The 13557-nt window shown below is 37.4% G+C and carries 11 protein-coding genes; 4 read left to right on the top strand and 7 right to left on the bottom strand.

The window, feature by feature from the left end; genetic code table 11:
- Positions 1 to 201: 201 nt before the first annotated feature.
- The 5 genes from ppx to purM all read right to left on the bottom strand — a co-directional run bounded on the left by ppx (position 202) and on the right by purM (position 6249).
- The gene (ppx, locus tag GWI68_RS13040) at positions 202 to 1734 is read right to left on the bottom strand and encodes an exopolyphosphatase (RefSeq protein WP_166540564.1); all 1533 of its coding nucleotides are present in this window, start codon (positions 1732 to 1734) and stop codon (positions 202 to 204) included.
- Positions 1735 to 1738: 4 nt separating this feature from the next.
- Positions 1739 to 3820 carry a polyphosphate kinase 1 gene (ppk1, locus tag GWI68_RS13035; RefSeq protein ID WP_109407726.1) on the bottom strand — a complete coding sequence of 694 codons (2082 nt, stop codon included), beginning with the start codon at positions 3818 to 3820 and terminating at the stop codon, positions 1739 to 1741.
- A 46-nt stretch (positions 3821 to 3866) separates the two neighbouring features.
- Entirely contained in the window at positions 3867 to 4457 is a 591-nt protein-coding gene (speG, locus tag GWI68_RS13030; RefSeq protein WP_072068434.1) for a spermidine N1-acetyltransferase, read from the bottom strand.
- Between the two features lie 108 nt (positions 4458 to 4565).
- Positions 4566 to 5195, bottom strand: a complete 630-nt coding sequence (purN, locus tag GWI68_RS13025) for a phosphoribosylglycinamide formyltransferase (protein WP_166540563.1) — start codon at positions 5193 to 5195, stop codon at positions 4566 to 4568.
- Between the two features lie 13 nt (positions 5196 to 5208).
- The gene (purM, locus tag GWI68_RS13020; RefSeq protein ID WP_109407724.1) at positions 5209 to 6249 is read right to left on the bottom strand and encodes a phosphoribosylformylglycinamidine cyclo-ligase; all 1041 of its coding nucleotides are present in this window, start codon (positions 6247 to 6249) and stop codon (positions 5209 to 5211) included.
- Positions 6250 to 6480: 231 nt separating this feature from the next.
- Here purM and upp point away from each other — a divergent pair, with 231 nt between their 5' ends.
- The 4 genes from upp (at position 6481) to hda (ending at position 11029) form a co-directional block, all read left to right on the top strand.
- On the top strand, positions 6481 to 7107 hold the full coding sequence (gene upp / locus GWI68_RS13015; RefSeq protein WP_072068431.1) for a uracil phosphoribosyltransferase: 627 nt from the start codon (positions 6481 to 6483) through the stop codon (positions 7105 to 7107).
- Positions 7108 to 7298: 191 nt separating this feature from the next.
- Complete coding sequence (gene uraA, locus GWI68_RS13010; protein WP_166540562.1) at positions 7299 to 8600, top strand: uracil permease; 1302 nt, start codon at positions 7299 to 7301, stop codon at positions 8598 to 8600.
- A 267-nt stretch (positions 8601 to 8867) separates the two neighbouring features.
- On the top strand, positions 8868 to 10073 hold the full coding sequence (locus GWI68_RS13005) for a mechanosensitive ion channel domain-containing protein (protein WP_109407722.1): 1206 nt from the start codon (positions 8868 to 8870) through the stop codon (positions 10071 to 10073).
- Between the two features lie 248 nt (positions 10074 to 10321).
- Positions 10322 to 11029 carry a DnaA inactivator Hda gene (gene hda / locus GWI68_RS13000; protein WP_166540599.1) on the top strand — a complete coding sequence of 236 codons (708 nt, stop codon included), beginning with the start codon at positions 10322 to 10324 and terminating at the stop codon, positions 11027 to 11029.
- Positions 11030 to 11236: 207 nt separating this feature from the next.
- Here hda and GWI68_RS12995 read toward each other — a convergent pair whose 3' ends face one another.
- Both GWI68_RS12995 and arsC read right to left on the bottom strand, forming a co-directional pair.
- Positions 11237 to 12487: an MFS transporter gene (locus GWI68_RS12995; protein WP_166540561.1), complete on the bottom strand. Its 1251-nt coding sequence runs from the start codon at positions 12485 to 12487 to the stop codon at positions 11237 to 11239.
- Positions 12488 to 13194: 707 nt separating this feature from the next.
- Positions 13195 to 13551, bottom strand: coding sequence for an arsenate reductase (glutaredoxin) (arsC, locus tag GWI68_RS12990; RefSeq protein ID WP_166540560.1), 357 nt, complete (start codon positions 13549 to 13551; stop codon positions 13195 to 13197).
- Positions 13552 to 13557 lie beyond the last annotated feature (6 nt).

Below are 13557 nucleotides of genomic sequence, written 5' to 3'. Positions count from 1 at the left end.
AACCATTGACACTAATTATTCCATTTTAGGATGATTATCGGTCTTCTCCGTATAAAAAATATGAATCTTGAACAATATTGCGTTGGTGATGTTCATATTATGGTCACAAATCAAACCTATGTTGTTATGTGATAGTTGTTGTATGATAGATGCAACAAAAGACGCATTGACTAGCGTCTTTTTCTTTATAATATCATATTGTTAAGCAGATTCCTCTTTTATATCTAGTTTCCAGCCCGGAACTGACTGCCAATGCTCTTGTTCTTTTTCTAAATCCAACTCCATCAATGTGTTATCGGAAAGATATTTTTTAGGAAAATAAAGAGTCCAATGATTTTCATCAGTAGCTAAACGCAAAGATGCTGGTTTTGTCGTCGATTGTCGCTGATTATTAAGTAAAGTTGCTAATCTAAGTATTTGTACGAGTGGGAAATATTGTTTCTTTTTATAAAGATTAAATTTAGGCAATTCATCTAGCTTAATCCCTTTTCTGTGATAGCGAACTAAGGTTGTTAATAATAGCTGTTGTTCTTGGTTAAAACCTGGCAAATCTGTATTTGAAAGGATATAAGCAGAATGGCGGTGCAATCCACTTAAATTAATGCTTAATCCGACCTCATGTAACATGACAGCCCAAACTAAAATGGCTTCTAGATCAGGGCGAACGAGTTTAGGATTTTGTTGCGCCCATTGTTCGTAAAGGGACTGCATGGTTTCAAGTACACGTTTTGCTTGCTCTCTATCAATATTATAGTGCTCGGCAAGGCTTTTTGCTGTACGTTGGCGAATATCTTGATGGCGAAATCTGCCTTCCATTTCATAAAGCACACCTTCACGTAGAGCACCATCAGATAGGTGTAGTGCTTTTAATCCTAAAGAATCAAAAATACCGCATAAAATAGCCAAGCCTGGTACAAAAACATGCTTACGCTCATCGGATAACCCCGGTAATGAGATGTCTTTAAATTTCTTAAAGCGCAACACTTGTTTTGTTAACATAAGTAGACGTTCGGGGGTGATAACACCGTCTTTTTCGCCAAACTCAACTAAGATCTCATGAGCCGCTTTAATGGTGCCCGATGCGCCTAAAGCAACATCCCATCCCGTCATTTTATATTGCCATGCCATTTTTTCCATTTTACGTGCTGCTTTTTCTCGTGCTTTACGAAAAGCAGATTCACTAATTTTTTGCTCAGGAAAAAATTGACGACTAAAACTGACACAACCCATGCGCTGGCTTTCAATTAAGATCGGTTCAAAGTTTTCACCAATAACCAATTCTGTTGAGCCACCACCAATATCAATAACGAGTTTTCGACCTTTTTCTGATTGTGTATGTTCAACGCCCATAAAGATAAGTCGTGCTTCTTCATGTCCAGAAATAATTTCGATAGGGTAAGGGATAACTTCTTTTGCCCGTTGGAGAAAGACTTTAGCGTTAGTCGCAACACGCAATGTATGTGTGCCAACGACAGTAACATTTTCGGCAGGAAAGCCCTGTAACCTTTCAGCAAAAAGAGAAAGGGCGGAAAGCCCACGTAACATAGACTCTTCGCTTAATTCATTATTATCGTCAAGGCCATCAGCGAGATAAACACGCTGTTTTAAGCGACTTAACACTTGCAATGCGCCATTAACAACGCGCGCAATTATCATATGAAAACTATTAGAACCGAGGTCAATAGCTGCAATTTCTAAAGGACGTGGTGAAGAGTCATCTTGTGATAAAGGCATAAAATTACGCTCGTGATCCGGGTTGTTCTAACAATTTAATGTACTCATAGACAGCAAGCTGGGAACGAATTTTACGTTTATTTCCACGAGGAACATAGTTATTTGTTAAATCTTTATCAATAAAACGCGCTTTAACGGTGTCATTAAATTGAATATCTAATATATCAAGAACACGTTGTTTCAGTTGAGGATCAAGCAAAGCCACTGCAACTTCAATACGATAGTCAAGATTTCGCGTCATCCAATCGGCAGAAGATAAGAAGATTTTTTCATCACCTTTATTAGTAAAAACATAAACGCGATCATGTTCTAAAAAACGATCAACGATACTGGTAACTTGAATATTCTCACTAAATCCTGGCTGATTAGGAACTAAAGAGCACATGCCTCGCACTAAAAGCCGGACTTTGACTCCCGCTTCTGATGCGTCATAAAGACGATTAACCAACTCTTCATCGACTAAATTATTCACTTTTAATGTAATCCCAGCGGGATGCCCTGCTTGAGCACTGTGAATTTCATTAGTAATTAGTTGGTTTAAAAGAGTTCGTGAATTTTGAGGTGAAACCATCAAATGCTCAAAAATCACAGGGCGATAAGGGTTTTCTATAAAACTAAAAACGCGACGTACTTCATTGGTAATTTCAGTATTCGCAGTTAAGAGCGAATAGTCAGTATAAAGGCGCGCTGTTTTTTCGTTAAAATTCCCAGTACCAATATGGGCATAGCGAATAATTTCACCATCTTCTAAGCGAGAAATAATAAATAATTTCGCATGAATTTTTAAACCTGGAGCTGAGAATATAACGTGAACACCCGCTTCTGTTAGGCGTTTTGCCCAATGAATATTGGCCGCTTCATCAAAACGAGCTTGTAACTCTACAACCACAGTGACTCGTTTACCGTTGTGTGCTGCATGGATCATGGAATCTATAATTCGAGAGTCTTTTGCAACACGGTAAATATTGATTTTGATTGAAATAACGCTTGGGTCAAAAGAGGCTTGGCGCAACAATTCCAGCACATGCTCAAAAGTATGATAAGGATAATAAAGCAAGACATCACGTTCCCTAATGGCGTCAAAACCATTACGGAAATTATCAAACCAAATATGGCGTAAACGTGGAATAGGTTTATTTAATAGAAATTTACTACCTTCATTTGGAAAGTTAATAAAGTCTTTAAAGTTATGATAACGTCCCCCTGCAATAACGGAGTCGTTATTTGATAAACCTAATTTACTGCGTAGTAATGCTACCATTTCATCTGGCATATCACGTTGGTAAACAAAACGCACAGGCTCTGCGGTAAGACGTTGTTTTAAGGTTGAGGACATCATTTCAAGTAAACTTGATTCCATTTCTGTCGCAAGATCGTACTCCGCATCTCGCGTCATTTTCATAGAATAAGCATTCAATGAGTCATAATCAAAAAAACCTTTAAAAACTTCATCAAGGCAGTAACGTAAAATATTATCCAATAAAATCATGGATTTTTTCTTACTACGTCCTTGATCCGTTGGCAGAATAACAAAGCGAGGAACTTTATCTGATGGAATTTCTAATAAGGCGTAATGAATAGTTTGCCCTTGTGCAATTTCAACGGCCAAATAGGTATAGTCGTCTTTAAGAAACTCAACCAAATTGGTTTCAGGATTAATTAAAATGGGCGTAATGTGTTTTCTTAAGTTTTGGCGAAAATATTGGCGTAACCAGATTTGTTGATTAGGTGAGATTTGACGTTCATTGATTAAGAAGATTTGATTTCGTGCCATCTCAAGCAATAAATCGTTATATAAAGCATCAAACTCTTGGTCAGCTTTAGCCACTTTTGACTGAATTTTTTTGATAAGATGGCGAGCATGACTTGAAGCAGAGCGAGAGCCTCGCTCTTCATTAATTAAGATACGGCGTTTAACATCAGCAAAACGGACTTTATAGAACTCATCAAGATTATTTGAATAGATCCCCAGAAACCTGACTCTTTCAATTAACGGGTTTCGTTTGTCAGCCGCCTCTTGTAATACACGTTCATTAAACGCAAGCCAACTGATCTCTTTATCAATATAGAGTCGTTCCTGGGACATCTGAACTCCAACTAGGGTTAAAGTTAAATCTTAATATCTGAATAAATCAGACATGTTGCTTAATAGTCGCACCCGGTTTGACAAAATTTTCGGGTTTTGCTTCTTTGGCTTTTTGCTCAAAATAAGGTGCTTGGAATGTACACATTCTAATTGCAGAACGATAGGCACCGTTAACAAAAAACTCATCTATTAAATCACCTTCTTTTTTAAAGCCAAGCTTTTCATAAATATGAATCGCTTTAGCATTCTCTTTATCAACGATTAAATAGAGTTTGTATAAATTAAGTACAGAAAAAGCATAATCCATCGCCAATTTTGCAGCTCTTGCGGCATAGCCATGACCCTGATGTGCAGGTGCAATGATAATTTGGAATTCGGCACGACGATGAACATAATCAATTTCAACCAACTCGACAAGTCCCACTTTAGTGCCTTCACTTTCAGCAATAAAGCGGCGTTCACTTTGGTCGTGAATATGTTTTTCATATAAGTCACTTAACTCAATAAAAGCCTCATAAGGCTCTTCAAACCAATAGCGCATAACGCTGGCATTGTTATCAAGTTGATGGACAAAAGAGAGATCTTCTCGTTCGAGAGGACGTAATTTTATAGGTGGAACTTTCCTACCACCGGACATAAGCACCTCGGTGAATGCATTGAATAAAAAAGAGAAAAGGGTGACACAAAAAAAAGTCACGCGGGCTACAGTGTAGCACAATGTGACTTTTTAGCTTAAGCGAAATAGTTAATCAAGGCTGTCGAACAACGCGATATCATCAAGGAAAGCTTGATTATTCTTCATAGTCAATCGGTCTTCAGCTAACCAGCTGATCGCTAATGGGTAGATTCGATACTCTTCTATTTGTATTTTAGCTTGTAATGATTGTTCAGTGTCATCCGGCAAAACAGGAATACGTGCCTGAATAATCATTGGGCCACCGTCAAGTTCTTCTGTAACAAAATGGACGGTAACGCCATGAAAAGAATCTTTATTTGCTAAAACTTGGCGATGAGTATGCAGCCCTGGATATTTAGGAAGCAAAGAAGGATGAATATTTAATAATTTATGCTGATAATGAGTGACAAAATAAGATGATAGAATGCGCATGAAACCTGCTAAAACCACAATATCAGGCTGATAAGCATCAATTTTTTCTATTAGCGCTTTATCGTAATCAGCTCTATCATTAAATTCGGTTGGATCAACAAAATAGGCTGGGATCTCAGCCTTTTTTGCTCGTTCAAGGCCAAAAGCATCCGCTTTATTGCTGAAGACAGCAACCACATTACCTGTGATTTTATGTGCCCTACAGGCGTCAATAATCGCCTGTAGGTTGCTGCCGTTTCCTGAAATAAGGACAACGATATTTTTCATTCACATGTTTTCATTAGTTAATAATAACTTGTGCTTCACCTGCGGCTTGTGGTGCAATTTCACCGATGAGCCATGCATTTTCACCACATTTTGCAAGGTGTGCTAATGTTTTTTCAACATCATTTGGGTTAACTGCAATTAATAGTCCGACACCACAGTTAAAGGTGCGGTACATTTCATGTGTGCTAACTTGTCCTGCTTCTTGTAACCACTTGAAGACAATCGGCCATTCCCAACTGTGACTTTCGATGCGAGCTTGCGTATTTTCAGGTAGTACGCGAGGAATATTTTCCCAAAAACCGCCACCTGTAATATGTGCAACTGCATGAATATCAACATTCTCAATTAATGACAGCAGTGATTTCACGTAAATACGTGTAGGCGCTAATAGGTGATCAGCAAGTGATTTGTCACCTAATGATGTGCTATCTGCTTGTGTATTACTGACTTCAAGAATTTTTCTGACTAATGAATAGCCATTAGAATGAGGGCCACTGGATGCTAAAGCAATTAATGCATCACCTGCTTTAACTTTACTGCCATCAATAATCTCTGACTTTTCAACCACGCCAACACAAAAGCCTGCGATATCATAATCATTGCCATGATACATACCGGGCATTTCTGCTGTTTCGCCACCCACTAACGCACAGCCTGATTGTTTACAACCTTCAGCGATACCTGTTACAACTCGTGCTGCGGTATCGACATCTAATTTTCCTGTGGCATAGTAGTCAAGGAAGAAAAGGGGTTCGGCGCCTTGAACAATTAAATCGTTGACACACATTGCGACTAAATCAATACCGATGTCATCATGGCGATTTAAATCCATCGCAAGGCGGAGTTTTGTACCTACACCATCGGTGCCTGAAACTAAAATAGGTTCGCGGTATTTAGATGGAATTGCACATAGTGCACCAAAACCACCTAACCCCCCCATAACTTCAGGACGGCGAGTTTCTTTTACTACACCTTTGATACGATCGACTAAAGCATTACCTGCATCAATATCGACACCGGCATCTTTATAGCTGAGAGAGGATTTGTTAGTCACGTAGAGCCCTCACGGCAAGTTGCTGTTAAGAAAAAATGTGTGCGGGCGCTATTCTAACAGGCAAAGCAAACGTTTGCGAGGATCTTCTTTCTGGGTCACAATTATTCATGTTGGCGTGGTTAAAAGCTGTGCGCTTGATCAATATCAATAGAAAAACGATGGAATGTTGGCAAAAAAGCGGTATAATCTCGCGATTTTTTTGTCAGGCTGCGTCGTACATTAGGAGAAATTATGAAGATCGTTGAGGTAAAACACCCACTCATTCAACATAAATTGGGGCTGATGCGAGATCATGATATAAGCACTAAGCGCTTTCGTGAACTGGCTTCAGAAGTTTCCAGTCTACTGACGTATGAAGCTACCGCCGATTTAGCAACAGAGACGGTAACAATTGAAGGTTGGTGTGGTCCGGTAGAGATAGAACAGATTAAAGGAAAAAAAATCACAGTAGTTCCTATCCTCCGTGCAGGTATCGGGATGATGGATGGAGTATTAGAAAATATTCCTAGTGCCCGAATCAGTGTTGTTGGCGTTTACCGCGATGAAGAAACCTTAAAACCCGTCCCTTACTTCCAGAAATTAGCATCCAATATTGAAGAGCGTATGGCTCTTGTTGTTGACCCTATGTTAGCAACAGGCGGCTCTATGATTGCCACAATTGATTTATTAAAAAATGCGGGCTGTACTTCAATTAAAGTATTAGTACTGGTTGCTGCTCCAGAAGGTATTAAGGCATTAGAAGAAGCTCATCCAGATGTGGAGTTATACACTGCATCGGTTGATAGCCATCTTAATGAGCATGGGTACATCGTTCCAGGTCTTGGCGATGCTGGTGATAAGATATTTGGTACAAAATAATAATTAAGCCGACTTTGATAGTCGGCTTTTTTTTGGACCACTTATTTGTTCTATACTCTAAATATTTTAAGGTGCAGTTAGATGGCTAGAGCGAGTGGGTCTAGTCAGCAACATGGCGACTTAAAGTAAGACGAGTATGAAGTTAAAAATACAAACCAATTTTACATTCATATTAAAGAGAGGTCGTAAGCATGACTCGTCGTGCAATCGGGGTAGAAGAGCGCCCACCATTATTACAAACAATTCCGTTGAGCCTTCAGCATCTGTTTGCAATGTTTGGCGCTACCGTACTTGTGCCAATATTATTTAAAGTTAATCCGGCAACAATATTGTTATTTAACGGGATCGGAACCCTGCTTTATCTCTTTATTTGTAAAGGACGCATTCCTGCTTATTTAGGTTCAAGTTTTGCGTTTATCTCACCTGTGCTTTTGCTGTTACCATTAGGGTATGAATTAGCACTTGGGGGATTCATCGTCTGTGGCGTGTTATTTTGTCTTGTGGCAGGTATTGTAAAAATAGCAGGGCGAGGCTGGATTAATGTGATGTTCCCACCTGCGGCAATGGGCGCAATCGTTGCCGTTATTGGTTTAGAGTTAGCAGGAACCGCAGCAGGAATGGCGGGTTTATTACCAAGTGCAGATGCACCAGTTGATAATCAAACATTGCTTATCTCTATGGTTACTTTAGGTGTCACTATTTTAGGTTCAGTGATGTTTAGAGGATTCCTTGCAATTATTCCTATTCTTATAGGGGTATTAGCGGGTTATGCACTTTCTTTCTTCTTAGGGGTTGTTGATGTAACGCCTATTAAAGAAGCTAATTGGTTTGCACTACCAACATTCTATTCACCACGTTTTGAATGGAGTGCTATCTTTATTATTCTTCCTGCGGCATTAGTGGTTATTGCTGAACACGTTGGTCACCTTGTTGTGACAGCAAATATTGTGCAACGCGATTTAATGAAAAATCCGGGCTTACATCGTTCTATGTTCGCAAACGGTTTCTCTACCATTATTTCTGGTTTTTTTGGTTCAACGCCAAATACCACATATGGTGAAAATATTGGTGTTATGGCAATTACCAAAGTCTATAGCTCGTGGGTTATTGGTGGCGCAGCAATATTTGCAATCTTATTATCCTGTGTGGGTAAATTAGCCGCCGCTATTGCTGCTGTTCCTGTTCCAGTGATGGGTGGAGTATCTTTATTACTTTATGGTGTCATTGGTGCATCAGGTATTCGTGTTTTGTTAGATTCAAAAGTGGATTACAACAAACCGCAAAACTTGATATTAACTGCCATTATTCTGATTGTTGGTGTGAGTGGTGCTTCAATTCACATTGGTGCGGCTGAATTAAAAGGTATGGCTTTAGCAACAGTAGTGGGTATTGTTTTAAGCTTAATCTTTAAATTAGTCAGTGTGGTTCGACCTGAATCAGAATTTGTAGATAACACGATTGAATCAGTCAGTGGTACAGCAAATAAAAAATAAGTGATATGTTGAAGTTAACGAAAAAGGCGGATTATATCCGTCTTTTTTATTGCATCTTGTTTTTATGTTAAAATTAAAAACTGAGATATTTAACTTTTTAAGTGTTTAAAACTTAGAAAAGCATCAATAATTCAATCATGATGTTTATTTAAATTAAATAAATGAGACAATGGATGTCTGTTCTTATGCGAAATAGGCATTTAGTTACTATTTAAGTGGCATTCGTTTTAAGGTTGGAAAAGACTCAAAAAAGGTATAACGCAATTTATGGAAAAACTCATTGAAGTTTATGATTTCATAACATCAAAGCAGATATTTACCACAATATTCTTAGTTGTTGTGTTGCTGGTGGTATGGTTTCTCGCCAAGATGATTTTCCGTCGGATTGCAAAGCGATTGCTTTTTTTATTTACTGAACTTTCAGATGAAGAAACGATAGAAGACATTGCTAAAAAGAGTGCTTCTATAGTTGCAGTAACATTAGTTCTTTATATTAATCAGTTATTACCATCTTTTTCACATGAGATGAATGTTATCTTTGAGACGGTTGCTCGTGCTTTTATTATTATCAATATTGCCTCATTGCTTAATAATGCTCTCGATATTTTTAACATTAGACATGCAAAAAAGGCGTGGCATCGGAATAATTCCATTAAAGGTTATATTGAAATTGCCAAAATCGTCGTTTGGATAATTTCTTTTATCCTGATCATTGCACTTTTTACTGAACAATCACCACTTATTATTATCTCAAGTTTTGGTGCTATTGCTGCGGTATTAATGTTTGTTTTTCAACATACTCTTATCTCATTTGTTGCCAACATTCTTATTTCTAACGGTAAAGTTTTAAAGCTTTATGATTGGATAGAACTGCCAAGTAGTAATATCAGTGGTGAGGTGATTGATATCGCATTACACACTATCACAGTCCGTAATTGGGATAACACGATTTCACGTATTCCGACAAAGGATTTTTTGACAGAAAAATATACTAACTGGCAACCGATGTTTTCATCTGGAGGGCGTCGGATTAAACGTAGCTTTTATATTGACCAATCTTCGATTTCATTTGCAACGGAAGAATTAGTCCTTGAATTAAAAAATACTGCACATCTTCGTAAGAGCATAGAAACAATGCTTGAAGGCAAAGAAGAAGAAATTGGTGATATTAATGCATGGCTAGAAACAAAAGGGGTGACCAATTTACAGTTATTTAGAAAGTACATGTTAAATTGGATAAAAATGCGTGGTGATGTTAGGCCTGATATGTATTTAGTGATAAGAACAATGCCACCAACACCCATGGGATTACCCGTAGAGTTATACTGTTTTACCAGAGCGACAACATGGGTAGAATATGAAGAAACGCAATCTGAGATTTTTGAGTATATAAATGCATCAGCTAAATATTTTAAGCTTGATATTTATCAGCAGCCTTCAGGTAATGATGTCGCGAAATTAAAATTCAGATAATAAAAACATTAATTAGACAAAGAATACTTTTTGGGTTTTACGCTAAATAATTTGAAGTATAGCTTGGCAACTCCTGTAAATAAACAAGGTCAATGTTAGGGAAACTTGAAGCATGAGTGTTCATAAAATAGGCTATCACGAAAATCTTGCTGTTATCTTAATCAGTGTCATGTGCTTTTTTAATATTGGTTCTGACCTTGTGAGAATTTGTGTTAGAATCACCACGTTTATTAAACTATTCAGGTGAGGTGCTTCTGAATACGCCGTCACAGCTATCATTACCACTATCTCTGCCCGATGACGAGACATTCGATAGCTTTTATGCAGGGGAAAACGCGTCATTAGTCGCGGCAATTCGAACCGCCATTCATCAATCTCATGGCAGTTATATCTATTTCTGGTCCCGTGACGGAGGTGGAAAGAGCCATCTATTACATGCTGCATGTGCTGAACTTTCATTAAATGGTGATGCTGTTGGGTATGTTCCGCTTGATAAACGAGCCTATTTTGTTCCCGATGTCCTTGAGGGCATGGAGCATTTATCATTAGTTTGTATTGATAATGTCCAATGTATTGCAGGTGATGAAGAGTGGGAACTCGCCTTATTTAATCTTTATAATCGAGTTTTAGAGCATGGTCGAACTTGTTTATTAATTACCGGGGATAGACCACCTCGCCAAATTGAATTACAACTTCCTGATTTAGCGTCTCGTCTTGATTGGGGGCAAATTTACCGTTTGCAGCCATTAAGTGATGAAGAAAAAATTCAAGCATTACAATTAAGGGCAAAGCTTCGTGGTTTCGAATTACCTGAAGATGTAGGTCGCTTTGTGTTAAAACGTCTTGATAGAAAAATGCGGACACTCTTTGAAATGCTTGATGAACTTGATCACGCTTCTATTGTAGCTCAACGTAAACTCACTATTCCCTTCGTGAAAGATATTCTTAAACTATAGCTTTTACCTCAATACTATCCCTCATCGAATTAGGTGAGGTGAATAACACAAATTTTCCTCTATTGTTTAAATTAAACCAATTAAAGGTAATGATTTTTCGTTATTTTTAATGGTGTTTTTTTGTATTAAAAACTATAAAAAAACCGCTTGTCTTTATAAAAGGCAAGCGGTGAGAAATACAAACAATAAAGGAGGAGGGTTAAATAATTAGTGTGCTTCTACTACTTTAGTTTTCTTCTGAGGTACCAGTAAGAAAATCAGATAAAGTGCAGTAATTGCAACTGTGTAGCCTGTGAAAATTAACCAGAATGATTTCCAGTCAACAGCACCATTTGTGGTATATAAGTCAATGACCCAGCCACTTAACATTGCACCTAAATAAGTACCAAAACCGTTCACTAAGGTCATAAACATACCTTGTGCAGTGGAACGATATTGTAATGGGATCTCTTTTTCTAAGAACAGTGAACCTGAAATATTAAAGAAGTCGAAAGCACAGCCATACACAATCATTGATAATAATAAGACGATTTGTCCCAATGATGTGTAGTCGCCGTAAGCAAAGAAACCGAAACGTAAAATCCAAGCAATCATACTAAATAAAACAATAGTTTCGATTCTTACACGTTTTAGTAACAGAGGTAGGAATAAAATAAAGACAACTTCTGAAATTTGCGAAATAGATAAGAATACAGAAGGATAACGTGCAAAGAATGAATCATCAGCGTTTGGTAATGCTGCAATATCTTGCAGGAATGGTACACCAAAAGTATTCGTAATTTGCAGAACAGATCCTAACAGTGTTGCGAAGAATAAGAAAACAACCACGTTTTTCTTTTTGAAAACTTGCAAAATATTAGAAAGACTAAATGCCACTTCTTCTGTTTTAGCTTCATTTTTATCAACAGTTTTTGTTGCAGGTAAGAACATGGCAAAAACAGCGAGAATAATAGACGCAATCGCAGCCACAAAGAGTTGATGATAGCTATTACCTAAACCTAAGAAGCTAATAACCCACATGGCCGCGATAAAACCGACTGTGCCGTAAACACGGATCTTTGGAAAGTAGTTGTTAGGTTCTAAATGTTTTTGCTCTAACAGTTCAAAGATGATGCTGTTTGCCATTGAAATACTTGGCATAAAGAACAATAAATGCAGCAGGGTAGCAAAAAATAATGTAGTAACAGTCGTCATTTGCGACATTAACACTAATGCTAATGCGGAAAAAATATGCAGGGTAATAAATACTAATTTGCGGTTGTTTATTTTATCTGCAATAAATCCCATAATGACAGGTGCGATAAGTGAGGCAAGCCCAAGAGCACTGAAAATAAGCCCAACATCACTACCTTTAAAATGCAGTTCTCCAAAGAGGTACGAGGCAAATGTTACTAGCCAAGATCCCCATATAAAGAACTGGAGGAATGAGACAAGTTTTAATCTAAGTACGATATTCATCTGTTTTCCTATTAGCCTAGCAATCACCCGACACCATAATGATGATTGGTTAGTTTTAATTGCCCATAATGTTGGCTATAACGTTGTTTATTTCATATACATCTATAACTTCATTTCACACCGATTAATTGTCATCAAATTAAAAATTAACAACTAAAGAAGAGATAGAGTAAATAACAAATTGAAAGTTTATTGCTGTATTGCAGTATTATTTAAAATGTATTTTTTTTGTTAATTTCTTTCTTGGATGATAATGGAAAAATAGAGTGGCGAGAATTTAGTGTTTATCAACTCTGCTATCATATTTTCTGATGCCCATGATATGTAGGAACGCATTTGTGTAAAGAGACTTGAGTCACAATATAAATGAAACACATGATTATTTTTTCTTTTTAAGGTGACCTATAGTGGGATAGTGTGATCTTGATAGACTTTCCAAAAAATGACGATTTATTAGCTATAAAAAATATGAAACTGAAATGAATTTTTTTGAAGGCAAAAAGAGATTGATTTTTTTCTGTTGAGGAAATAAAGAACACTTTATTAATTGCTGTGATTACAATTTAATAACATTTGGTAATTTATGCCTAAATGGGGAAAAGAGAGTAAACGGTTGCGGATTAATGATAAAACAAAAAATAAAGCCTATTTCACACATCGCAAAGTATAGGCTTTAATTTTCTGATCTTAGCTATAAATTCTAGCTCTTAGCTAAATAACTCTTTCACTTGCTCTGGTGGGCGACCTAAACGGGCTTTATTCCCAACAATCACAATAGGGCGCTCAATAAGTTTAGGATTTTCATGCATTGCTTGAATTAATGCATCTTGCGATGTTTCGTCAGCAAGTTTGAGTGTTTTATAGATCTCTTCTTTTGTACGCATTAATTTTCTTGCATCATCAAACCCTAGCGCTTTAAGAAGTGTTTTAATTTCTGTTACTGAAGGCGCTGTGTCTAAGTAGAGATTAATCTCAGGGGTTACTTGCATTTCTTCTAATAAATGTAAGGTTTCACGGCTTTTTGAACAGCGTGGATTATGATAAATCGTCACTTTCTTGGTCATGTTGTC

Source organism: Proteus sp. G2669 (assembly GCF_009915245.1).
Taxonomy (GTDB): domain Bacteria; phylum Pseudomonadota; class Gammaproteobacteria; order Enterobacterales; family Enterobacteriaceae; genus Proteus.
The sequence above is the reverse complement of the archived record's forward strand: the minus strand, read 5'-3'. Positions and strand labels throughout refer to the sequence as shown.

Excerpts from the sequence above, each read along its gene's own strand:
- ppx (WP_166540564.1), bottom strand. The coding sequence starts at position 1,734 with ATGCCTTTATCACAAGATGACTCTTCACCACGTCCTTTAGAAATTGCA.
- ppk1 (WP_109407726.1), bottom strand. The coding sequence starts at position 3,820 with ATGTCCCAGGAACGACTCTATATTGATAAAGAGATCAGTTGGCTTGCG.
- speG (WP_072068434.1), bottom strand. The coding sequence starts at position 4,457 with ATGTCCGGTGGTAGGAAAGTTCCACCTATAAAATTACGTCCTCTCGAA.
- purN (WP_166540563.1), bottom strand. The coding sequence starts at position 5,195 with ATGAAAAATATCGTTGTCCTTATTTCAGGAAACGGCAGCAACCTACAG.
- upp (WP_072068431.1), top strand. The coding sequence starts at position 6,481 with ATGAAGATCGTTGAGGTAAAACACCCACTCATTCAACATAAATTGGGG.
- uraA (WP_166540562.1), top strand. The coding sequence starts at position 7,299 with ATGACTCGTCGTGCAATCGGGGTAGAAGAGCGCCCACCATTATTACAA.
- GWI68_RS13005 (WP_109407722.1), top strand. The coding sequence starts at position 8,868 with ATGGAAAAACTCATTGAAGTTTATGATTTCATAACATCAAAGCAGATA.
- GWI68_RS12995 (WP_166540561.1), bottom strand. The coding sequence starts at position 12,487 with ATGAATATCGTACTTAGATTAAAACTTGTCTCATTCCTCCAGTTCTTT.
- arsC (WP_166540560.1), bottom strand. The coding sequence starts at position 13,551 with ATGACCAAGAAAGTGACGATTTATCATAATCCACGCTGTTCAAAAAGC.